This is a genomic window from Yimella radicis, from assembly GCF_054778255.1.
The window spans coordinates 131,904-154,404 of record NZ_BAAGZR010000008.1; the positions used below are offsets into that span (position 1 = coordinate 131,904).

General features: G+C 67.3%; 24 protein-coding genes and 1 riboswitch. Of the genes, 3 read left to right on the plus strand and 21 right to left on the minus strand.

Translation table 11 applies throughout. From position 1 onward, the window contains the following. Positions 1-15: 15 nt before the first annotated feature. The 10 genes from lgt to ACYU8W_RS06665 form a co-directional block, all read right to left on the minus strand. A complete protein-coding gene (gene lgt / locus ACYU8W_RS06620) occupies positions 16-918 on the minus strand; it encodes a prolipoprotein diacylglyceryl transferase (protein WP_499467664.1) in 903 nt (300 codons plus the stop codon). Further along, positions 919-1,719, minus strand: a complete 801-nt coding sequence (trpA, locus tag ACYU8W_RS06625) for a tryptophan synthase subunit alpha (RefSeq protein WP_499467666.1) — start codon at positions 1,717-1,719, stop codon at positions 919-921. Next, entirely contained in the window at positions 1,716-2,966 is a 1,251-nt protein-coding gene (trpB, locus tag ACYU8W_RS06630; protein ID WP_239702858.1) for a tryptophan synthase subunit beta, read from the minus strand. The genes trpA and trpB overlap by 4 nt, the downstream gene beginning before the upstream one ends. 30 nt (positions 2,967-2,996) lie before the next feature. Then, positions 2,997-3,806 (minus strand): indole-3-glycerol phosphate synthase TrpC, encoded by an 810-nt coding sequence (gene trpC / locus ACYU8W_RS06635; RefSeq protein WP_499467668.1) that lies wholly within the window; start codon positions 3,804-3,806, stop codon positions 2,997-2,999. Positions 3,807-3,828: 22 nt separating this feature from the next. Then, a complete protein-coding gene (locus ACYU8W_RS06640) occupies positions 3,829-4,107 on the minus strand; it encodes an HGxxPAAW family protein (protein WP_129625047.1) in 279 nt (92 codons plus the stop codon). A 71-nt stretch (positions 4,108-4,178) separates the two neighbouring features. Then, a complete protein-coding gene (locus tag ACYU8W_RS06645; RefSeq protein WP_499467670.1) occupies positions 4,179-4,736 on the minus strand; it encodes a Trp biosynthesis-associated membrane protein in 558 nt (185 codons plus the stop codon). Continuing rightward, positions 4,733-6,280, minus strand: coding sequence for an anthranilate synthase component I (locus tag ACYU8W_RS06650; RefSeq protein ID WP_499467814.1), 1,548 nt, complete (start codon positions 6,278-6,280; stop codon positions 4,733-4,735). The genes ACYU8W_RS06645 and ACYU8W_RS06650 overlap by 4 nt, the downstream gene beginning before the upstream one ends. Positions 6,281-6,285: 5 nt before the next feature. Beyond that, positions 6,286-6,642 (minus strand): phosphoribosyl-AMP cyclohydrolase, encoded by a 357-nt coding sequence (gene hisI, locus ACYU8W_RS06655; protein WP_499467672.1) that lies wholly within the window; start codon positions 6,640-6,642, stop codon positions 6,286-6,288. Between the two features lie 160 nt (positions 6,643-6,802). After that, complete coding sequence (locus ACYU8W_RS06660) at positions 6,803-8,623, minus strand: ABC transporter ATP-binding protein (RefSeq protein ID WP_499467674.1); 1,821 nt, start codon at positions 8,621-8,623, stop codon at positions 6,803-6,805. Beyond that, positions 8,620-10,587, minus strand: a complete 1,968-nt coding sequence (locus ACYU8W_RS06665) for an ABC transporter ATP-binding protein (protein WP_499467676.1) — start codon at positions 10,585-10,587, stop codon at positions 8,620-8,622. Before ACYU8W_RS06665 ends, ACYU8W_RS06660 begins: the two co-directional genes overlap by 4 nt. 19 nt (positions 10,588-10,606) lie before the next feature. Here ACYU8W_RS06665 and ACYU8W_RS06670 point away from each other — a divergent pair, with 19 nt between their 5' ends. Both ACYU8W_RS06670 and ACYU8W_RS06675 read left to right on the plus strand, forming a co-directional pair. Then, positions 10,607-11,248, plus strand: a complete 642-nt coding sequence (locus tag ACYU8W_RS06670) for a TIGR03085 family metal-binding protein (RefSeq protein WP_499467678.1) — start codon at positions 10,607-10,609, stop codon at positions 11,246-11,248. A gap of 212 nt (positions 11,249-11,460) precedes the next feature. Further along, a complete protein-coding gene (locus ACYU8W_RS06675) occupies positions 11,461-13,068 on the plus strand; it encodes an HNH endonuclease signature motif containing protein (protein ID WP_499467680.1) in 1,608 nt (535 codons plus the stop codon). Positions 13,069-13,246: 178 nt separating this feature from the next. Here ACYU8W_RS06675 and hisF read toward each other — a convergent pair whose 3' ends face one another. Next, entirely contained in the window at positions 13,247-14,002 is a 756-nt protein-coding gene (gene hisF, locus ACYU8W_RS06680) for an imidazole glycerol phosphate synthase subunit HisF (RefSeq protein WP_499467682.1), read from the minus strand. Between the two features lie 24 nt (positions 14,003-14,026). Between hisF and ACYU8W_RS06685 the strand changes: the two genes are divergently transcribed. After that, positions 14,027-14,659 carry a nucleoside/nucleotide kinase family protein gene (locus ACYU8W_RS06685; protein WP_499467684.1) on the plus strand — a complete coding sequence of 211 codons (633 nt, stop codon included), beginning with the start codon at positions 14,027-14,029 and terminating at the stop codon, positions 14,657-14,659. A gap of 16 nt (positions 14,660-14,675) precedes the next feature. Here the strand turns inward: ACYU8W_RS06685 and ACYU8W_RS06690 are convergent, their stop codons facing one another. The 10 genes from ACYU8W_RS06690 to rpe all read right to left on the minus strand — a co-directional run bounded on the left by ACYU8W_RS06690 (position 14,676) and on the right by rpe (position 22,498). Beyond that, positions 14,676-15,167, minus strand: a complete 492-nt coding sequence (locus ACYU8W_RS06690; RefSeq protein WP_141928706.1) for a PH domain-containing protein — start codon at positions 15,165-15,167, stop codon at positions 14,676-14,678. 7 nt (positions 15,168-15,174) lie between these two features. Then, positions 15,175-16,020: an ATP phosphoribosyltransferase gene (hisG, locus tag ACYU8W_RS06695; protein WP_141928707.1), complete on the minus strand. Its 846-nt coding sequence runs from the start codon at positions 16,018-16,020 to the stop codon at positions 15,175-15,177. 48 nt (positions 16,021-16,068) lie between these two features. Beyond that, complete coding sequence (locus ACYU8W_RS06700; protein ID WP_129625035.1) at positions 16,069-16,332, minus strand: phosphoribosyl-ATP diphosphatase; 264 nt, start codon at positions 16,330-16,332, stop codon at positions 16,069-16,071. Positions 16,333-16,425: 93 nt separating this feature from the next. Further along, the gene (pnuC, locus tag ACYU8W_RS06705) at positions 16,426-17,175 is read right to left on the minus strand and encodes a nicotinamide riboside transporter PnuC (RefSeq protein ID WP_499467687.1); all 750 of its coding nucleotides are present in this window, start codon (positions 17,173-17,175) and stop codon (positions 16,426-16,428) included. After that, complete coding sequence (ribH, locus tag ACYU8W_RS06710; RefSeq protein ID WP_499467688.1) at positions 17,172-17,663, minus strand: 6,7-dimethyl-8-ribityllumazine synthase; 492 nt, start codon at positions 17,661-17,663, stop codon at positions 17,172-17,174. The genes pnuC and ribH overlap by 4 nt, the downstream gene beginning before the upstream one ends. Next, complete coding sequence (gene ribB, locus ACYU8W_RS06715) at positions 17,660-18,868, minus strand: 3,4-dihydroxy-2-butanone-4-phosphate synthase (protein WP_499467690.1); 1,209 nt, start codon at positions 18,866-18,868, stop codon at positions 17,660-17,662. Before ribB ends, ribH begins: the two co-directional genes overlap by 4 nt. Beyond that, positions 18,865-19,467, minus strand: coding sequence for a riboflavin synthase (locus tag ACYU8W_RS06720; RefSeq protein ID WP_499467692.1), 603 nt, complete (start codon positions 19,465-19,467; stop codon positions 18,865-18,867). The genes ribB and ACYU8W_RS06720 overlap by 4 nt, the downstream gene beginning before the upstream one ends. Then, entirely contained in the window at positions 19,467-20,561 is a 1,095-nt protein-coding gene (gene ribD, locus ACYU8W_RS06725) for a bifunctional diaminohydroxyphosphoribosylaminopyrimidine deaminase/5-amino-6-(5-phosphoribosylamino)uracil reductase RibD (RefSeq protein ID WP_499467694.1), read from the minus strand. The genes ACYU8W_RS06720 and ribD overlap by 1 nt, the downstream gene beginning before the upstream one ends. 59 nt (positions 20,562-20,620) lie before the next feature. After that, positions 20,621-20,753, minus strand: a riboswitch (FMN riboswitch). Between the two features lie 105 nt (positions 20,754-20,858). After that, positions 20,859-21,740 (minus strand): Rieske (2Fe-2S) protein, encoded by an 882-nt coding sequence (locus ACYU8W_RS06730; RefSeq protein WP_499467696.1) that lies wholly within the window; start codon positions 21,738-21,740, stop codon positions 20,859-20,861. 101 nt (positions 21,741-21,841) lie between these two features. Next, a complete protein-coding gene (gene rpe / locus ACYU8W_RS06735; protein WP_129625031.1) occupies positions 21,842-22,498 on the minus strand; it encodes a ribulose-phosphate 3-epimerase in 657 nt (218 codons plus the stop codon). Between the last annotated feature and the right edge of the window lie 3 nt (positions 22,499-22,501).

The window sequence follows — 22,501 nt, forward strand, 5'->3', positions numbered from 1 at the left end:
CCCACAATGCGAAACTCAACGAGCGGAGGGCTCGGGATCCTCGTCGGTGCGCTCGGTGTACGGGGCGGCTTCGTCGACGGGCTCGTCGTCGGCGGCGATGACCGGGTTGTTCCGGAACTTCCACCACAGGAACGCGCCGAGAGCGAAGACGAACATGCTGGTCCACACGTTGACCCGCAAGCCGAGGATGTGGTTGGCCTTGTCGGTGCGCATGAGTTCGAAGACGATGCGACCGACCGGGTAGAGCATCACGTACAGCGCGAAGCTGCGGCCGCGGGCCAATCCGCGCTTCCGGTCGACGAAGACGATGATCGCCGCGACAACCAAGCACCACAGCGACTCGTACAGGAACGTGGGGTGGAAGTAGCCGAGCACGACGGGATCGCCCGCGGCGTCCTTCACCGCGTGCCCCGCCGACTCGTCCCACTGGTAGATCTTCAACGCCCACGGGACGTCGGTCTTCTCTCCGAACAACTCGTTGTTGAACCAGTTGCCCCAGCGGCCCATTGCCTGAGCGAGGATCACGCCCGGAGCAGCGGCGTCGGCGTAGTCCCAGAAATTCACGTTGTACTTGCGGCAGCCGATCCACGCACCGAGGGCACCGAGGGCGATCGCGCCCCAGATGCCGAGGCCGCCCTGCCAGATCTTGAACGCATCGAGCGGTTTGCCGCCCTCTCCGAAGTAGGCCTGCGGTGAGGTGATGACGTGGTAGATGCGTCCGCCGACGATGCCGAACGGGACGGCCCACCAGGCGACGTTGAGTGCGTGATCGGACTCGTAGCCGCGGTCACGCAGTCGCCGGCCGCAGATCCAGATCGCGGCGACGATGCCGGCCAAAATGCACAGCGCGTACCCACGCAGCGGGATGGGGCCGAGCCACAGCACTCCAGTGGTCGGGCTCGGCAGGTAGGTATGCACTCAGCGTCCCCGTCGGACGCCGTCGGCGAGCTCGCCGGCGAGGGTTCGGATCGCGTCCAGACGCGAGTCGCGGGTGTCGTTGTCCAGCAGCGTGCGCACCAGAGCCGTGCCGACGATCACCCCGTCGGCGAACCTGGCCACCTGTTCGGCCTGCTGCGGGGTGCTGACGCCGATGCCGACGCAGACCGGCAGGTCGGTGTGCTCGCGGGTGCGTTCGACGACGGCGGCGGCCTGGGAACCGAGGCTCTCGCGGGCTCCGGTGACGCCCATGACGGACGTCGCATAGACGAAGCCGCTGCAGTAGGAGGTGGTGTAGGCGAGGCGGTCCGGGGTGGAACTCGGAGCGACGAGGAAGACCCGGTTCAGGTCGTGTTTCGCGCTCGCATCCAGCCACTCCTGTGCCTCGTCAGGCACGAGGTCGGGGGTGATGAGACCGGATCCGCCGGCGGCCTTCAGGTCGCGTGCGAACTCCTCCACGCCGTAACGCAACACGAGGTTCCAATAGATCATCACGACGCAGGCGGCACCGGCAGCGCTGACCGCTTCGACCGCGCTGAAGACGTCCTTGACCTGCACACCGTTCTCCAGCGCCCGATTCGCGGCGTCCTGGATCACCGGACCGTCCATCAACGGGTCGGTGTACGGCATGCCGATCTCGACGACGTCGACGCCCGCTTCGACCATGGCGACCATCGCCTCGATCGACTCCTGCACCGACGGGCAGCCGACCGGCAGGTAGCCGACCAGCACGGCACGGTCGTCGGCGCGGGCCTTGCCGAGCACCTCGTCCAGACGGGTCACAGCTGCTCGCCCTCCTCGATCGTGTGGCCGTCGGAGTCCAGCAACCCGAACCACTGGCCCGCAGTGTGGACGTCCTTGTCGCCGCGTCCGGACAGGCTGACCAGCAGCAGCGCGTCCGGCCCGAGTTCCTTGCCGATACGGATCGCGCCGGCGAGGGCATGGGCCGACTCGATCGCCGGCAGGATGCCCTCGGTCCGGGCGAGCAGTTTGAAGGCGTCCATCGCCTCGACATCGGTCACCGGGTAGTAATCGGCGCGGCCCGAGTCGCGCAGATACGCGTGCTCCGGGCCCACACTGGGGTAGTCCAATCCTGCTGATACGGAATTGGATTCGAGCGTCTGACCCTGGTCGTCCTGCAGCAGGTAGGTATACGCACCGTGCAGGACGCCGGGGGTGGCCTGACCGGTGAAGCGGGCCGCGTGCCGTCCTGATTCGACGCCCTCTCCCCCAGCTTCGAAGCCGATCAGCCGAACCCCCTCGTCCGGCACGAACCGGTGGAAGATGCCCATCGCGTTCGAACCGCCGCCGACACACGCCAGGACGGCGTCCGGCAGTCGGCCGTACTCCTGCAGGACCTGCTCGCGGGCTTCCTCGCCGATGATCTTGTGGAAGTCGCGCACCATCTCCGGGAACGGGTAGGGCCCGGTGACGGTGCCCAGGACGTAGTGGGTGTGGTCGACGGTGGCGACCCAGTCGCGGAAGGCCTCGTTGACGGCGTCCTTGAGCGTGCGTGACCCGTGTTTGACGGCGACAACCCTCGCGCCGAGCAGGCGCATCCGCGCAACGTTGAGCGCTTGGCGCTCGGTGTCGACCTCGCCCATGTAGACGACGCATTCGAGTCCGAGAAGCGCAGCCGCCGTGGCCGTCGCGACGCCGTGCTGACCGGCGCCGGTCTCGGCGATGACCCGGCGCTTGCCCATCCGCTTGGCGAGCAGCGCTTGTCCGAGGACGTTGTTGATCTTGTGCGATCCGGTGTGGTTGAGATCCTCGCGCTTGAGCACGACACGGGCGCCGCCGCAATGGTCGGCGAACCGTGGCACCTCGGTGATGATGCTCGGCCGACCGGTGTATGTCTTGTGCAACCTGGCGAGTTCGGCGGTGAACTCAGGGTCGTGGGCCGCCTTGTGACGGTGCTCGTCGAGTTCCTCGAGCGCCGCGATGAGAGCCTCGGGCACATATCGACCGCCGTAGTCGCCGAAGCGTCCGATGCCGGGCCGGCCGGAGTTCTGCTCGACCGGAGTGGTCAACGGATCGTCGGTCTTGTTCCTGGTCACAGCTCAGGCAACTCCCTGCCGGGCGCGCGCGCCCGCTTCGATCATGGTGCGTACGGCCTGGCTGGGCTCGCCGCCGGTCACGAGCGCCTCGCCGACCAGCGCCGCGTCGGCGCCCTGCGACACGTAGTAGGCGATGTCCTCCGGGCCGCGGATGCCGGACTCGGCTACCTTCACGCGGTCGTCCGGGATGAGATGTGCGAGCTTGCCGAACATCTCGCGGTGCACCTCGAGGGTCTTGAGGTTGCGGGCGTTGACGCCGATGACGCGGGCGCCGAGTTCGACGGCGCGTTCGGTCTCGGGTTCGTCGTGCACCTCGACCAGAGCAGTCATGCCGAGGTCGGCGGACTGCTGGAACAGGTCATGCAGTTGGCGGTCGTCGAGGGCGGCGACGATCAGCAGGATGATGTCGGCGCCGTGCGCGCGTGCCTCGAACATCTGGTACTCGCTGACCATGAAGTCCTTGCGCAACACCGGGATTCGCACGCGCTCCCGGACCGCGTCGAGATCGTCGAGCGAGCCGCCGAAGCGCCGTTGTTCGGTGAGCACCGAGATCGCGGTGGCGCCACCGGCCTCGTAGGAACCGGCCAGTTCGGCGGGATCGGGGATCGTCGCGAGTTCACCCTTGCTGGGGCTCTTGCGCTTGACCTCGCTGATGATCTTGACCGGTCCGGGCGCCGCGAGCATCGCGGCCGCGTCGAGCGCGGCCGGTGCGGCTGCCGCCTGCTCGATGATCTGGACGGGGCCGATGGCTCGCATCCGGGTCTTCAGATCCTCACGGACCCCGGAGATGATGTCGTCGAGAACAGTTGCCACGCTGAGGGACTACTTGCGCGGATCAGTGTGCCGACTGGGCGTCACGGGCGCCGCGCGACTCGTGGTCCGGCGTCGCAGCCTGCAGCTTCGGGGCTTCGTGCGGCTTGGAACCGAAGCCAGCAGCGGTGAGGCCGGCACCGGCGATGACACCGACGACGACCAGGGCAGCGCCGACCCATGCGATGAGCGACTGGTTGATCATGATGCCGACACCGATCAACACGGCGGCCAGCAGCAAGATGCCGACCGCGGTCCAGGACGCCACGCTCTTGCCGTGGTTGTCGAGGTGCTTCTCAGCCATGGGTACAACTCCTTGATTCGGGCGCTTGGGCACGTTCCGTGGTTCGCCGGTTCTGAGCTTGGGTCATTCTGTCAGTCATCGTCGGCCGTTGCTGCAGTCGGGTCTTTGCCCGCCGACAACTGGTCCCAGTCGGACTCCTTGGGCGCGGTGGGGGCGTCGTACTTCTCCCCCAGGCCGCTCCAGCGGCGACCGCCGGCCAGCGCCAGCACGCCGAGTACGGCCAGCAGTACGCCGGCCGCGAGCGCCGGCCATGCCCACGCCGTCGCTGCGGCGTCGGTGACCCGTGCGTCGGCGTGACCCCCGGAGGTGCTCACCCAGGTGCGCACGACGCCGCTCGGGTCGAGCAGGGAGCGTAGCGCTCCGTACGCCGCCATGACGCCGGCCAGCATCAAGGCAACAGAAGCGATGATGCGGCCGACCCGCTTCGAACTCAGCAGTGCGATGACCGCGGCCAGTGCGACCAGCGCGCCTGCGAACGCCGGTGGCGAGGCCTTGTTGCCCTTGACCGATGCCTGGGTGGTGCCGGTGATGGTGTCGATGACCGTGCCCGTGACCCACGCCCTGGACGTCAGTGCGAGCAGGACAACGGCGACGACGAACGCCGTGGTCAACACCTGGCGTTTGCTCACGATGCGCCGCCGGCCGGAGGCTTCATGCTGGACGCGGTCGCGACGGCGCGCAGCGCGGCGGCCGCCTTGTTGACGGTTTCCTGATACTCGGTCTCGGCGACGGAGTCGGCAACGATCCCGGCCCCCGCCTGCACGTGGGCGCGTCCTTGGTGCAGCACCGCGGTACGGATCGCGATCGCCATGTCGAGGTCTCCGGCGAAGTCGAGATAGCCCACGACCCCCCCGTAGACGCCGCGCCGCAGCCGCTCGAGTTCGTCGATGATCGCCATGGCACGCGGCTTGGGTGCACCGGACAGGGTGCCCGCGGGGAAGGTCGCCACCAGCGCGTCGTACGCGGTGAGGCCGTCCTTCAACCGACCGACGACGGTCGACTCGAGATGCATGATGTGGGAGTACCGGCGCACGTTCATGAACTCTACCGTGTCGACGGTGCCGGCCCGACAGACGCGTTGCAGGTCGTTGCGGGACAGGTCGACCAGCATCAGGTGCTCGGCGCGCTCCTTGGGGTCGGTGAGCAGTTCCTCGCGCAGCAGACCGTCGTGCTCCGGCGTCTTGCCGCGCGGCCGGGAACCGGCGATCGGGTGGGTGATCACCTCACCGTCGGTCACCTTCACCAGCGCCTCCGGACTCGACCCGACGATGTCGTACGCGCCGCCGTCCGGCAGCGGGACACGCAGTAGATACATGTACGGGCTGGGATTGCTGGCCCGCAGGGCGCGGTAGACGTCCAACGCGTCTGCTTCGCATGGCACCGAGAACCGTTGGGAGACAACGATCTGGAAGGCCTCGCCGGCTCGGATCGCCTCCTTGCAGGCGTCCACCATGTCGTGGAATTCCTCCTGGGAGTGGCTGCTGTCCGGAGCCACTTCGGCGGGCTCAGGAATCGACACGGTGCTGGGCGCGGGTGCCATCAACGCGTCGGTCATGACGTCCAGGCGGCGGACGGCATCGGTGTACGCCTGCTCCACCCGATCCGGCGTGTTGTCGTGATTGATCGCGTTCGCCACGAGCAGCAGAGAGTTGTCTGCGTGGTCGAAGACGGCGAGATCAGTGATGAGCATCATCGAGATCTCGGGCAGCCCCAGCTTGTCGATGCCGTTGTCGGGCAACCGTTCCCAGCGGCGGACCGCGTCATAGGTGATCGCACCGACCATGCCTCCGGTCAACGGCGGCAGTCCCGGGATGACCGGAGTGCTCAGCGCCTGCATCGTCTCGCGCAGCGCCTTCGTCGGGTCGCCACCGGTGGGCAGACCGACCGGCGGCTCACCGATCCAGACCGCCTCACCGTCCTGTTCGGTGAGGGTGGCGTGACTGGCAGCTCCGATGATGGAATAGCGCGACCACACCCCGCCGTGCTCGGCGGACTCCAGCAGGAACGTGCCTGGTCGGTCGCTCGCCAGCTTGCGGTAAACGCCCAGCGGGGTTTCTGCGTCGGCGAGCAGTCGACGGACGACGGGAATGACCCGACGGTCCTGCGCAAGGTGCTCGAACAGGTTCGCCGAGGGCCAGGTGAGACCGAACGTGAGATCGGCGCAGATGTCCATCCTGCTCACGCGGTCACGTCCAACGGAGTGAAGAAGCAGGTGCGCTCACCGGTGTGACAGGCCGCGCCGACCTGGTCCACGCGCACCAGGACCGCATCGCCGTCGCAGTCGAGCGACACGGACCTCACATGTTGCACGTGCCCGCTGGTGTCGCCCTTGCGCCAGTACTCGCCACGACTGCGCGACCAGAACGTCACGCGCCCTTCACTCAGCGTCCGGCGGAGGGCTTCATCGTCCATCCATCCGAGCATCAGCACCTCTCTGGTGTCGTGCTGCTGAATCACGGCTGCGACCAGCCCGTGCTCGTCCCGCTTGAGTCCGGCGGCGAGTTCGGTTGGTAGCGGACTGGTGGATTCGGGCATGTCTGCCATTGTCACGCACCCGCTGCACGGGCGCGAACCGGTCTCGGGAGCCCCGGCACGACCGACCACCCCGAAGTTGCTTCGTTTGGGCACGTTCGCCGCTCGCATCGCTTGGACCTCACCAGCGACACGGTCGCCTCGTACTGATCTCGGCGGAGGGTCAGTGGCCGGACTGCTGAGCCGCCCAACTGGCGTGCAGGCGTCCGTAGACGGAGTCCGGGTCACGCACCAGGTCACGGTGCGGCCCGACGGCCACGATGTGCCCGGCGTCCACGACGACCACCATGTCGGCCGACTCCGCCGTCGACAACCGGTGCGCGATCGCGATCGAGGTTCGTCCGGCCGTGACCTGGTCGAGTGCACGCTGGATCCGCACCTCGGTGCCGGGGTCGACGGCCGAGGTGGCCTCGTCCAGCAACAGCAGGTCGGGGTCGACGAGGTAGGCCCGCGCGAGGGCGACGAGTTGCCTTTCACCGGCCGACAGTGACTCGCCGCGTTGCCCGACCCGGGTGTCCAGGCCGCGTGGGAGACCGGCGATCCAGTCGGTGAGATTCATGTTGGTGAACGCCTGCTCGACGTCGGCGCGGGTGGCCGTCTGCAGCCCGAAGCGCACATTGTCGAGCAGGGTGGCGTCGAACAGGAAGCCCTCCTGCGGCACCAGCACGACGTGTTCGCGCAGCGAGCGGAAACTGATGTCGCGCAAGTCGATTCCGTCGAGTTTGACGCTGCCGCCCGTCGGATCCATCAGTCGGGTGACGAGCTTGGCGATCGTGGTCTTGCCCGACCCCGTCTCCCCCACGACCGCGACGCGGGCTCCCGCCGGGATGTGCAGGTCGACGCCGTGCAGGACGGGCGCTCCACCGGGGTAGGCGAACCTCACCTTCTCGAAGTCGACGGTCACCGAACCGGACGGCATCTCCCGGCCCTCCGGCGGGTCGACGACTGCGACCGGGGTGTCGATCAGGCCGATGACGCGGCGCCAGCCGGCCACGGCGTTCTGCAGTTCGTTGAGGTTCTCCGTGGCCATCTGCACCGGCTGGGTGAACAAGTTGACGATGAACAGGAACGCGACGAGTTCACCGAGCGTGATGTTGCCGGCTGCTGCCTGCTGTGCGCCGATCACGAGCACGACGACGGTCGTGACACCCGCGACGAACTGGCCGGTCGAGAAGGCACCGACGGCCTTGATCTGGGCCAGGATGCTCGCCTTGCGATGCTTCTCGACGGTGACGTCGATGCGCTCGGCGGTGCGGTCCTGGACGCCGTACGCGCGGATCGTCGCGGCACCGACCACGGACTCGGAGATCGCGGCCAGCATGTCGGCGACGCGTTCGCGGACGACCGTGTAGGCGCGTCCGACGACACCCTGGAAGTAGCGCAACACGATGAACATCGGGATGAAGCAGATCCACACCACGGCGGCGAGCAGCGGACTGTAGACGAGCATCAGGACGCTGGCGATGAGCAACTGGCCGACGGCCATCAGCAGCATGAGGCCACTGAACTGGACGAACTGGCTGATCTGGTCGACATCGCTGGTCACGCGGGAGACCAGCGCGCCCCGGCGCTCGGCGTTCTGGGTGAGCATGGACAGGTCGTGGATGTGCCGAAAACCCTTGACCCTCAAGGTTGCCAAGCCACTCTCGCTACTACGGAACAGCCGCAGGTTGACTGCGTACGAGGCAAGGCCGGTGACGGCCACACCCAGCACGGTGAGCACCATCAGGGTCGTGACCGTGCCGGTCTGCGGACCACCGGGGGCCAGGATTCCGCGGTCCAAGGTCTGCTGGACGGCGATCGGGACGAGGACGCGTCCGGTGGTGGAGAAGATGGCGAGCGCGATCGTGACCAACAGACCGCGCCGCAGTTCGGGCGAGAGTTCGAAGCCGCGCTTGAGGGTCTGCCAGGTGGTGAGTTCACCGGCGGTGCCCACCCGCTCCCCCGCAGCCGTGGATCCTGGGGTGCCGACCGCGGTGCTCATGCGTCCTCATCCTGCTTGTTCATCTGCTGGTCGATCGTTTCGTCGTTCTGCGCGTCATTCTGCTCGGCGATCTCGGCGGCGCGTTCGGCGTAGGCCGTGACCAGCGTGCGATATCCCTCGCTGCGCTCCATGAGTTGGGCGTGGGTGCCGCGGTCGGTGATGCGGCCGCCGTCGACGAACACGACCTCGTCCGCGAGCGCGATGCTGGACATCCGGTAGGCGACCATCACCACCGTCGTGCCGTCACGGTTCTCACGCAGCGCCTGCAGGATCGACTGCTCGACAGCGGGGTCGACCGCGCTGGTCGCATCGTCGAGCAGGAGTGCGCGTGGACGACGGATCACCGCGCGGGCCAGTGCAATTCGCTGCCTCTGCCCGCCTGACAGCGACGCTCCGCGCTCACCGACCCGGGTGGCGGCGCCGTCCGGGAGCTCGTCGACGAACCCGGTGGCTTGCGCGATCTGCAGCGCGCGACGCACCTCGTCGTCGGTGAAGTCGTGACCGAGGGTCACGTTGCCGGCGATGGTGTCGTCGAAGACGAACGTCTGCTGGGTGACCAGGGACGCGGCCTTGCTGGTCTCCCCTGCCGCGAGGTCGCGTTCGGGCACGTTGTCGATCAGCACACGTCCGTCGGTCGGGTCCATCAGTCGCACGAGCAGACTCATCAGCGTCGACTTGCCCGATCCGGTCGGTCCGACGATCGCGGTCAACGATCCCGGTGCCAGGTCGAGGTCGACGTCGTCCAGGGCACGCCAGCGTTCGGCACCGCCGCCCTGGTACTTCTCGCTGAGGTCGACCGAACCGGACAGGTCGTACTCGTAGCCGACCTGATCGGCACCGAGCGCGGCGGCGTGGCCGGAAATGAGCGTCCGGGTGCCGTAGTCGGTGTGCCCGGTGGCGGACAGCACGCTGTTGAGGCGTACCCAGCCGGCGACCGAGCGCGGCATCTCGGCCAGCACCCAGCCGAAGGACCGCACCGGGAAGGCGAGCACGGAGAACAGGTAAGCGATCTGGACGACTTCTGCCGCCGTCGTTGCGCCCGCGCTCACCTGGGCGGTGCCGACCGTCAGGACCGCCAGCGTCCCGATCGTCGGAATCGCTTCGACCAGCGGGTCGAAGATGCCCCGGACGCGGCCGACCTCGACGGCGGCATCGCGCAGGCGCTGGGTCTCGACGGAGAACCGGTCGGCTTCCTGTTGCTCGCGTCCCATCACCTTGACCAGCAGGGCGGCCTCGATCGATTCGTGGGCCACCTCGCTGACATGCGAGCGCATCCGCTGGGCACGCGTCACCCGCGGCGACATGTAGCGCTGGAAGACCAGGTTGGTGGCGAACAACAACGGGAAGACGATCAGACCGACGAGCGCGAGCCAGACGTCGACCCGGAACATCTCGGCCAGACCGACACCCAGCATGACGAGCACCCCGATAGCCATCGGGAGCGGCTGGAAGATGTTCCAGGTCGCCTCCACGTCGGCGTTCGCGTTCGAGAGCAACTGTCCGGACGGGTGGCGGTGATGCCATGACAGTGGCAGACGCAGGTACTGACGGGTGACCCGTCGGCGGTAGATCGCGTTGAGGTTGAAGTAGGCCATGCCGGCCGCGACACGGCGCAGAATCACACCGATCACGTTGAGCAACACCACTGCTCCGAGTTGCCAGATGATCGTCCAGACCTGTTCGCCGGTAAGGCGACCGGCTGCAACCGCAGGCTCGACGACCGTCGCGATGAGGTGCCCGATCACGCGCGCGGTGAAGACGGTCATCACGCCGTAGATCGCCGAGCCGATCACCGCGACGAGCAGTGTCTTCGGCTGGTCGCGGAAGCCACGCCCGAGGACACGGAACCCTTCACCGAGGGTTGATGCGCCGAAGTCGACCTCGGTCGTTCCGGTCTTTCGATCGTCCTTCTTGCCATCCGCCACCTGATCGTTGTCGGGTGTGACGGTCACGGAGGAGGGCATGTAGGACATGATTCACTGCATGAGCTCATTTGCCCAAAGCGAGCGTTCAGCGTTGTGCGACACCTTCCTGGAGGTCGGTCCCGACGCGCCGACGCTCAGCGGCTCGTGGCGCACGCGTGACCTGGCCGCGCACCTGATCCTTCGCGAACGTCGTCCGGACGCCGCGATCGGCATGTTCCTCGCGCCGCTCGCCGGACGCACGGACAAGATCCAGGCGTCGCTGGCGCAGCGGCCGTTCGAGGAGTTGGTCGACACCATCCGCAGCGGCCCGCCGAAGTGGAACCCGATGGCACTGGGCAGCATCGACGAGGCCGCGAACTTGGGCGAGTTCTTCGTGCACCACGAGGACGTGCTGCGTGGGGTCGACCCCGCCGCTCGCCGCCAGCTCGACCCGGCCGAGCAGAAGGCGCTGTTCGGGGTGCTCTCCCGCATGGGCATGCTGACCCTGCGGTCGTGCCGCGTAGGTGTGGTGGCCGATTCACCGGGGTACGGACGTCGGTCGCTGCGCAGTCCGAAGGACGAGCACGGCAACGTCGTGATGACCGGTGAACCCGGCGAGATCGTGTTGTACCTCTTCGGACGTGGTGAGGTCGCCGACGTCGAACTCGACGGTGCCGATCACGATGTCGCGGCCTTCCGCGAGACGAACCTCGGCGTCTGACCACGCGCTTCGCCGTACCGCCGTGAACAGGCCGGACGCCGCCCACCGACGCTGGTTGAGCCTGGACACTGCCACGAAGGAGCAGAGTCCAGTGCCGAAACCCTGGTGAGATCCGCTGGGACACAACCGCACTCATCGCGTCCTTTCGGCACCATCCCACCTGCGAGATCCGTGCGACCGAGGTTGTCGGTGGTCCCGCCTAGGGTTTGTTCATGGACATCAGTTGGCGCGAGTTGGACGACCCTGACGCGGTCGATCGCCTTGCGCTGCAACTGACTTCCCTTCCACGCCAACGCTTCGTGAACGCACCTGAGCTCGTGCGACAGACCCCGGTCGACAAGCTGCGCGAAGCGCAGCGACTCGCTCGTGAGGCCTTCACCCAGCTGGCTGCGGATGCACTGCACAACACCGGCGACATCGTCACTGCCCGTCCGGCGACCGTCGAGGACATGCGCCTGTTGGAGGAAGCCATCACCGGCACCACGCAACTGGGGTCACTCGCACAAACCGTCGAAGCCATAGCCATGGCCAGGTACGCCGCGATCGACGAAGAGCTGGTCGATTCCGACACCGGTGTCACCGCCAAGGTCGAACACCCGCTCGGACACCAAGCGTCGTTCGCCGACACCGACCTGGCAGCTGCCTGTCAGATGGCACCCCGCACCGCCTCGAGCAAGATGAGCAACTCCATCGATGCGTGCACCAAAACGCCAGGGCTGCTCGCCGCGGCGGTCGAGGGTTCAATCCCGTACTGGAAAGTCAGCCTCGTTGCCTCCGAGCTGGTGAACGCTTCACCCGAGACGTCCCGCCGGGTCGAGCAGCACCTGCTCCACACCAAAGGCTTCGACACCTGGGGTTTCCTCAAAGTGAAGACCGCCGCGCGGGCGCTGGTGACCCAGTGGGAAGAGGAAGCCGCGAAGAAGACCCGCCAGAAGGAAGCCAAAGAAGCCACCGGTGTCTGGGTGCGTCCCTCCGACATCCCGGGCATGGCCGAACTGTGCGCCATCGGGCCGGCCGACCAGATCGCCCGCATCTACGGAGCCGTCGACCAATTGGCTGATCAACGCTCGAAGAACCCGACCGCAAGTGAGGGCAGCGAGACCGGTGAGTCGAAGCTGACTTTCGGACAACTGCGCCTGGGCGCGTTGCACGACCTCGTCACACAAGGTGCTGACGTGACCTACCAGGTCGTGGTCCAGGTGCCTGTGGTTCGTGAGGAACAGGCCGCCACGGCTGCAACGAAACGTGCCACCGACGACCCGGAACACGAGCCCGAGGCGTCCCCGGACGACGGATCACCATCACCCGGACAGTCCAGCTCATCACCGCGAGGCCCGGACGACGACTTTGAATTCGCTTCAGAAACAGGTGAAACCGCCCGGGCGTACAAAGCCGGTTGGGCACGGATCGCCGGGATCGGGTTCATCCGGCCCGAAGTCCTCGACGCGCTGATCGAGCAGTTCGGTTGCCGCCTCACCCGAGCCCTGGTCGACGCCGACACCGCAGTCACCTGTGAAACCTCGACGACGGCGTACGAGCCCACGCCGCGGATGAGGGAATTCGTCCAGCAACGCGACCAGACCTGCCGGTTCCCCATGTGCACCAGGACCGCCATCAGGTGCGACATCGACCACGTCATCGAATGGCCGCAGGGACCGACTGCCGCACAGAACCTCGCCGCACTCTGCCGACACCACCATGACGCGAAGACCAAGAAGCACTGGGACTACGAGATGAGCGACGACGGGGTCTGCACCTGGACCTCACGCACCGGCCGCACCTACATCACCTACCCCGACGCCGTGCACGACGCTTCCTGAACTCAGCCCGTGCGGTCAGGAATCCGTTCACGGTCACCGGGTTTCGGCGCATGCGCCCTCCTCCGTCGGGCGCATGGCTCAACCAGCGGCGAAGCAACGGCTCAGTACAAGCCTCGGTAGGGCGCATGGCTCAACCAGCGATTCAAGGACGGTTCAGCCCGGGTAGCTCGTGCCCCGCTCAACGGACGGGGTGACCCGCGGTTCGCAGCGCGGCCTTGACCTGGTCGATCCTCAGTTGACCGAAGTGGAAGACCGAGGCGGCGAGCACGGCGTCCGCGCCGGCCTCCACCGCTTGGACGAAGTGCTCGATCGTTCCGGCGCCGCCGCTCGCGATGAGCGGCACGTCCACCTCGCGTCGAACAGCGCGGATCAGCTCGAGATCGAAGCCGTCCTTGGTGCCGTCGGCGTCCATCGAATTCAACAGGATCTCGCCGGCACCGAGTTCGCACGCCCGCACGCACCACTCGATGGCTTCGAGACCGGCGGATTCGCGTCCACCGTGGGTGGTCACCTCGAACGAGCCGTCCGCCGCCCGCCGCACATCGGCCGAAAGCACCAGCACCTGCGAACCGAACCGATCGGCGATCTCCCGAATCACCTGCGGTCGGGCGATGGCGCCGGTGTTGATCCCGACCTTGTCGGCCCCGGCCCGCAGCAGGCGATCGACGTCCCCGGCCTCCCGCACTCCCCCGCCGACGGTCAACGGAATGAACACCTCTTCGGCGGTCCGACGGACCACGTCGTACGTGGTTTCCCGGCCGGCCGAGCTGGCGGTGACGTCGAGGAAGGTCAGTTCGTCGGCACCCTGGTCGTCGTATCGGTGGGCCAGTTCGACCGGGTCGCCCGCGTCGCGCAATCCGGTGAAGTTCACTCCCTTGACCACCCGACCGGCGTCGACGTCGAGACACGGGATCACACGCACTGCAACCGTCATGCGGCACAGCGTAATCTTCGGCACGTGACCGAGACCCCGACAGCTCAGCAGGCGGATGCCGCCGACCATCTGAGCCGCCCACAGGCGAAGAACCCCATGGTCGAGAAGATCGCCCGCGCAGCGCTTCAGCGTGCCGGCGAGATCACCGACCGCCCCGTGACGATCACGATTGACGGACGCTCCTCGACCGGCAAGACCACCCTCGCCGGCGAGTTGTCGGCGGTGCTGGACGACGCGCCCGTCGTCCACATGGACGACCTCTACCCCGGCTGGAACGGCCTGGCAGCTGCCCTGCCGGCACTCACGGACGACATCCTGATCCCGTTGCGGGGCAACGAGATTGCCACCTATGAGCAGTACGACTGGATCGAGGGCGACTTCACTGCAGAGTTGTTCGTGGAGCCCGCGCCGTACGTGATCGTCGAAGGATGCGGCTGCAGTATCGGCCCGGCGGGTCAGCTGAGCGACGTCCGGGTGTGGCTGGAAGCAGACGATGACCTACGCCGCGCCCGTGGACTCGTCCGCGATGCAGGCGCGTTCGACGAGCACTGGGACACATGGGCCGAGCAGGAAGAATCCTTGTTCACCGGTGACGAGACCCGCGAACACGCCGACCTGGTCTTCGACACCAGCCACTTGCTCCGCGAATCCGCCTGAACAAGAAAGACTTCGGTCAGCCGACGGATTCGTCCGGGTAGGCGTTGGCCTCCACCAATGCTGCCATTCGTTGCGCCTCGGCCTGGGCGAACTCGCCGTCGGCGCGCTGTACCGCCATCACGGCGAGCTGTTCGGTGTCCGCGAGATCGAGGATCAGCCACGGTGACCCACCGCCGAACTGGACGCCGAGGATCTCCTCCCAGGCGACCTCCCGGGTGAGGAAGAGGTTGCGCACGATCAAGCCCTTGTCGGTGGGCACGGCCTTGATCGCGGTGTAGCGCCAAAGGAACGCAGCCATGCCGACGCCGAGCAGGAACATCATGAGCGCGTCCAGGACGGTCCACCCGGTGACGCCGCCGCGGGGCAGGTTGATGGCCACGAAACCGAAGACCGCGATCGAGGCAAGCCCCGCCACCAGCGGCACCCACCGTCCGCTGCGGGGCCGGAACGGCGTGTACGGGTCGTGGTCGCCCGAATGATGTGGGTCGGAACCGCTCGGGGTGTTCATCGAGAACTCACAATCGGCAGGCAGCGATCTCTGTCACCAGGATGGCACGAGCACCCAGGTCGTAGAGCTCGTCCATCAGGGCGTTCGTGCGCTTGCGCGGCACCATCGCACGCACCGCGACGTAGTCCGGGTCGTGCAACGGGGAGATCGTCGGTGACTCCAGGCCGGGCGTGATCGCGGACGCTTTCTCGACGAGGTCCTTGCGGATGTCGTAGTCGAGCATCACGTAGTCGCGGGCCGTGAGCACACCCTGCAAGCGGCGGACCAGGACGTCGACCGCGGGGTTCGCGCCGGCCTCCGCCGGACGGATCAGAACGGCTTCGCTCTTCAGGATCGGCTCGCCGAACACCTCGAGCCCGGCGTTGCGCAGGGTGGTACCGGTCTCCACGACATCCGCGATGACGTCGGCGACACCGAGGGTGACCGCGGTCTCGACGGCACCGTCCAGTCGGACGACGGACGCCTCGACACCGGCGTTCTTCAGATCGGATTCGACGAGACCTTCGAAGCTCGTGGCGACGCGCTTGCCCGCAAGGTCGCCCACCGAGCAAGCAACACCAGGGCGCGCGGCGTACCGGAAGGTGGAGGCACCGAAGCCGAGCTGCATGGCCTCGATCGCCGGCGCTCCGGAATCGAGCAGCAGATCGCGGCCGGTGATGCCGACATCGAGCGTCCCGCGTCCGACGTACACGGCGATGTCCCGTGGTCGCAGGAAGAACAGTTCGACGTCGTTGTCGGCGTCGACGACGACCAATTCCTTCGACTCACGACGACCGCGGTAACCCGCCTCACGCATGATCTCGGCGGCGGACTCGGCGAGGCTGCCCTTGTTCGGCATGGCGACTCGCAACATGGTGAAACTCCTTGTGCAGATTGAAGATCGGCTCGAACCACTCGGGGCTCAGAGATGTCGGTAGACGTCCTCCAACGCGATGCCGCGCTCCAGCATCAGCACCTGCAGGTGGTAGAGCAGCTGGCTGATCTCCTCGGCGGCTTTGTCGTTGCCCTCGTACTCGGCGGCCATCCACACCTCGGCAGCCTCCTCGACGATCTTCTTGCCGATGAAGTGGACGCCGGCGTCGATCTCTGCGACCGTGCCGGATCCTTCGGGGCGCTCGGCTGCCTTGTCCTGCAGCTCGGCCCACAACTGCTCGAAGCTCTTCACGGGGCACAAGGGTACGCAGCGGGGCGGAGCCCGCGGACGAGCGGCCGGGACGTGGACGCGTCCACGTGACCCCGGCCACTCGCCGGGTGGGGGTCAGGCCGTGGCCGGTCGGCTCCCGCGCTCTCGCCGGGTCACCTTCACCCACTGGGTGAACCCGTAGATCACGAACAGCCCGTAGAAGATGTACATGACCGCTGTGGGCACATAGTCGGTGGCGAACCCGAACGGCACTCCCACCAGGTCGACCACGATCCACGCCAGCCAGAACTCGTTCCAGGCACGGGCCATCGCGTACGTCGCGACGATCGACCCGACGAACACCCATGCGTCGCACCAGGCGAACCACCATTCCGGCGTCCAGTGCGGGTTGGCGTTCGCGTCCAGGATCGCCTGGAAGACGGCGTGGGCGATCACCGTTCCCACGATCCAGAAGGCCGCCATCAGCAGGCGTTCCTTGTTTGTCGCCCACCGCGGGGTGACGGCCGCCTCGGACGCCTCCGCGCGCTTGTTCTTGCGGTGCTGGTTCCACCGCCACCAGCCGTAGATGCTTGTGATGATGAAGAAGATCTGTCGACCGGCCTGCCCGAACAGCGGGATGCGGGTGTCAGTGCCGAACGCGGCTCCGATGTAAACGAAGAAGAGCATGATGTTGGCGACGATGCCGACCGGCCACGCCCACACCCAGCGCTTCATACCGAGGTAGGCGGACGCGACACCGATCAGCACACCGATCAACTCGAGCCAGTGCAGTTGGTACTTGCCGATGTCGAGGTGCCATTCCAACAGCTGCTGGAAGAAGTTCTGCTCGCCGCCCGCGGCAGCGGCCAGCACGGTCGTTCTCATGCGTGTTCTCCTGATGTGTGTCGTGACGCGTCGCGAAGCGTACGCGCGGTCGCCAAGGCCGCAGTCGCGGCCTCGTATCCCTTGTCCTCACTCGAACCGGGCAAGCCCGCACGATCCAGAGCCTGCTGATCGTCGTCGCACGTCAACACCCCGAATCCGACCGGGACGCCGGTGCGCGCCGAGACCTCGGTGAGGCCGATGGTGGCTGCCTGGCAGACGTAGTCGAAGTGCGGTGTCCCGCCCCGCACCACCACGCCCAGTGCGACGACTGCGTCATGGTCGGCGGCCAGACGCGCCGCTGCGACCGGAAGTTCGAAGGATCCCGGGACGCGGACGACGGTGGCGTCCGCGACGCCGGCATCGTCCAGGGACCGCTGTGCTCCGGCGAGCAGGCCGTCCATCACCTGTTCGTGCCAACTCGCGGCGACGACAGCGACCCTCAGACCGCGCCCATCGACCTGGACGGTCGGTGCTCCGTGTCCGCTCATACGGTTGCTCCTTCGTGGATGTCGGGAAGGTCGTGACCCATCCGGTCACGTTTGGTCTGTAGGTAGCGCAGGTTGTGGTCGCTGACGCGCACCGGTGACGGCTCCATCGAACGAACCTCGATTCCGTTGTCCTGCAACCCGAGTCGCTTTGCGGGGTTGTTGCTGATCAACCGAACATCGCAGATGTCGAGGCTGTGCAGGATCGCTGCTGCCGCCGCGTACTCCCGGGCGTCGACCGGCAGGCCGAGCTGCTCCTGGGCCTCGACCGTGTCGGCACCGGCGTCCTGCTGTGCGTAGGCCCGAAGCTTCTCCAACAGGCCGACGCCGCGACCCTCGTGACCACGCAGGTAGACGATCACACCGCCGTCGATCGCGATCCGCGCCATCGCGTCCGCGAGCTGCGGTCCGCAGTCGCACCGCAGCGAACCGAACACGTCCCCCGTCAGGCACTCGCTGTGCACCCGGACAAGTGATCCCGCCCCTGCTCCGCGGGGAGAGGTCAGCGCGAGGTGCTCCGCGCCGGTGAGCAGGTCACGGAACCCGCGAGCCTCGAACGTGCCGTGTTCGGTGGGAAGCAGCGTCCGGGCGACTTCCTCGACCCGGTCGTGTCGCTGCCGGTGGCATACGAGCTGCTCGATGGTGATCACCGGCAGGTCGTGTTCGGCACCGAAGTAGAGCACTGCCGGGCGACGCATCATCGAACCGTCGTCGTGGACGAGCTCGCCGATGACGCCCACCGGGGAGAGACCGGCGAGCCGGCAGAGGTCGACGGCGGCCTCGGTGTGACCTCGCCGTTCCAGCACTCCCCCGTCCCGCGCCCGCAGCGGCAACACGTGCCCGGGCCGCACCAGATCGCCGGCGGCGGTCCGCGGGTCGCCGAGCACCTGCACGGTGCGCAATCGGTCGGCGGCGCTGATGCCGGTCGTCACGCCGTTCTTCGCGTCGACGGCGACGGCGTATGCGGTGCGCAGTGGATCGGTGTTGTCGCGGACCATGGGCGGAAGGTCGAGCCGGTCGGCCAGCGCCGCCGGCATCGGCGCACACAGGTAGCCCGAACTGTGCCGGACGGTCCAGGCCATCCACTCCTGGGTCGCGGTCTGCGCGGCGAGCACGACGTCGCCCTCGTTCTCCCTGGACTCGTCGTCGGTGACGAGCACCGGACGTCCGTCTCGTAGCGCCTCGAGCGCGTCCTCGATGGAGTTCATGCCCTGACCTCCTCGACGACCAGGAGCCGCTCGGTGTACTTGGCGAGCACGTCGACCTCGATGTTGAGCCGGTCGCCGACCTGCTTCGTGGACAGGTTGGTGAGGGTGAGCGTGGTCGGAATGAGACTCACCGTCGCGCGGTCACCGACGAGTTCCGCGACGGTCAGCGAGACCCCGTCGAGGGTGATCGACCCCTTGGACACGACATATCGGGTCAGCCCGGCGGGCAGTTGCACGGCGATCTTGGTCCAGTGTTCGTGGGCCCGGACGTCGACGATCTCTCCCACACCGTCGACGTGCCCTTGGACGATGTGTCCGTCGAAACGACCGTCCGCTCGCACGGCCCGCTCGAGGTTCACCGGACTGCCCATGGCCAAGGAGGAGAGGCTGGTGCCGTCGAGGGTCTGCGCCATCACGTCGACTGCGAACGAGGCGTCGTCGAACTCGGTGACGGTGAGGCAGACCCCGTTGACCGCGATCGAGGCACCATGAGCGATGTCACGGACGACGTCCCTCGCCTCCACCACGATCCGGGCTGAATCTCCTTGCCGTTCAATGCTTTCGACGCGTCCGAGTTCCTGGATGATTCCGGTGAACATCAGATTTCTCCTTCGGGTTCGAGCACGAGGCGGACGTCGGAACCGAAACGATCGACCTGCCGCAGGTTGAAGCGGCGGATCTGCGACATGGACTGCACACCAAGGTCGGCGAGGGCCGCCGGGCCGGCGCCGAGCAGGGCGGGTGCGACGTAGGCGACGATGCGGTCGACGAGCCCGGCACGGACGAATGCGGCGGCCAGCGTCGGTCCGCCCTCGATGAGGACCGACCGGATCCCGCATTCGTGCAGGCGCGCGAGAACCTCGAGCGGGTCGTGTGTACGTAGGTGGACGGTCTCGGCCGACCCGTCGAGCAGCCGGCTGTCCGCCGGAAGGTCACGGTGCCCGACGACGACCCGTAGCGGGTCGTGTCCGGTGTACGCCGAGCCGCGGACGGTGAGGGCCGGGTCGTCCGTCAGCGCGGTGCCGGTTCCCACGACGACCGCGCCGGAGCGCGCGCGCAGCGCGTGGACGTCCGCCCGGGACGCGTCCCCGGTGATCCACCTGCTGCTGCCGTCGGCCGCGGCGATACGGACGTCGAGGGTGGTCGCGTACTTCCACGTCACGTGGGGCCGGCCGTGCTCGGCCGCGAAGAACCAACCTTCGTTCAGCGCTCTGGAGGACTGTTCGAAGCGCGCGGACGCCTTTTCGACGGCGATTCCGGCCTCACGCAGCAGCGCTGCTCCGCCGCCTGCTCGCTCCGATGGATCCGCCGCTACGAAAACCACACGCTCGACCCCGGCGTCGATGAGCGCCTGTGCACACGGTGGCGTTCGTCCGACATGCGTGCAGGGTTCGAGCGTGATGAAAGCCGTTGCGCCCCGGGCCGATTCGCCGGACTGTGCGAGTGCGGCGGCTTCGGCGTGGGCCGTGCCCGCGCCTGCGTGGAAGCCCTCCCCGACGACCACTTCATCTCGCACGAGAACGCAACCGACGCGTGGATTGGGGTCGACGAGAGAGCCGAGCGCGGCGAGTGCCAGCGCACGGTCGAGCATCTGCTCGTCCTGGGGGCTGAGCGCCATCGGTTCCTCCGGTCGTCCGTCATGGACGTGAACCGGGGCGATGGCGAACGCCAGGAAACCCGCACGGGCCGACACCGAATGATGCACACCCGCAGGGCAACCTGCGTGCTCAGAGAATGCCGAAGCAGACCCTGAACGTGCGCCTCCCATCCGGACTTTCACCGTCGGTCCCGGAATTCCACCAGGTCAACCGCTCACCTCCGAAGAGGATCACGGGTCGCGGACTGTCACCGCCGGCTCAGAGTTTCACTGACCCCGGAGCACGTTTCGCCGTTCAGTATGACACTTCCCGTCCAGGTACTCGACCGGCTGGGTGATCTCGGTGATCGCGTCATCCTCGTGCGCGGCAATGCCGACCGCGAAGGCTGAGGTTCAGGACGCCTTGACCAGCACTCGCCCGTCGGCGATCTTCACGTCCCAGCTGGGCTGCTCGACCGACGCCGGACCACGCATCGGCTTGCCGTCCCTCAGTCTGAATTCGCTTCCGTGCCAAGGGCATCGGATGCATCCGTCCTGGACTGTTCCTTCGTCGAGCGGGCCACCGGCGTGCGTGCACACGGACGACAGCGCGTACACCCGGTCGTTCTGTTCGATGAGCACCACCGAGACACCGTCCGCCGTCACCCGCATCGGCGTGCCAGGGGTGAGATCAACGCGGGCAGCGACGTCGGTCCAGTCGTCCGTGCGGTGCTCGAACGCGGTGTGGTTGACACCGACACCCTTGACGAACGACAGGTGTCCACCGAGGTAACCGGCCCCCGCGGTGAGACCGACCCCTGCCAGGCTGAGCAGCCGCCCGGTGGAATGCCGACCCTTTCCACGCGCCACCCAGGACGCGACCTGCAGGACGGTGGCGGCCGAGTTGGCAGCGGCGTGCACCAACCCGACCCGCTGTTCGGCTCCGTAGCTGTCCGACCAGTCGGACGCCCCGGTGGCCGCAGTGGGAACGGAGGCGAGGATCCCCACCCCCACCAACCGGCGCGCCGCCGCGGCGTCTGCTCCGGTGAGGTCGAGCACGGTCGCCATGGCGTACGCGCCGATCGGCACGTCGGACAGAACCGGATGGATCGGGTGGCCGAGGAAGGTGCCGGAAAGGATGTTCTTGACCGCCTTGTTGCCGGTCAATCTGCCGACGAAGCCGGCGTACGGCTCACTGACCTTGTCGAGGCCGCCCATCTCCTCGATCGTGCTGACCACAGTGCCTATCGGGTTGCTCATCGGGTTGCTCGTCGGGTTGCTCGTCGGGTTGCTCATGACAGATTCTCCGTTTCGCAGGGGTCGCCGAGCCGGCGGCGCATACTCCTGCGTACCACTCGAGCGCAGTCGGCGGTAGTCGTTCGGCCTGTGGATCGTCGTCAGTGGACGCAGGATGCGGCCAGCTCGCGCAGTTCGTCGACTGCGGCCGCCGCGTCATCGGCGCCGTAGACCGCCGACCCGGCGACGAAGACATCGGCCCCCGCCTCGGCGCATTGCTCGATGGTCTTGGCGGACACTCCCCCGTCGACCTGCACCCAGATGTCGCCGCCGTGTTTGCGGGCGGCCTCGCGCACCTGACGCACCTTCGGCATCTGGTCCGCCATGAACGACTGGCCACCGAACCCGGGTTCGACGGTCATCACCAGCACCATGTCGAGTTCGGGCAGGAGTTCCTCGTACGGAGCGAAGTCGGTGCCCGGCTTGATCGCCATCGACGCACGGGCTCCCGCCGACCGAAGCGCTCGGGCCAGCTTCACCGGGTCCTTCGCGGCCTCGATGTGGAAGGTGACACTCTGCGCCCCTGCCTCGGCGTACTTCGGTGCCCAGTGGTCGGGGTCGTCGATCATCAGGTGGCAGTCCAGCGGCATCGGCGCCACCTTCAGCAGCGACTCCACGACCGGCAGGCCGAGCGTGAGATTCGGCACGAAGTGCGCGTCCATGACGTCGACGTGTGCCCACTCGGCATTGCCGATCCGCTTCAGCTCGGCCTCGAGGTTGGCGAAGTCAGCGGACAGGATGCTCGGTGCGATCTGCATGTG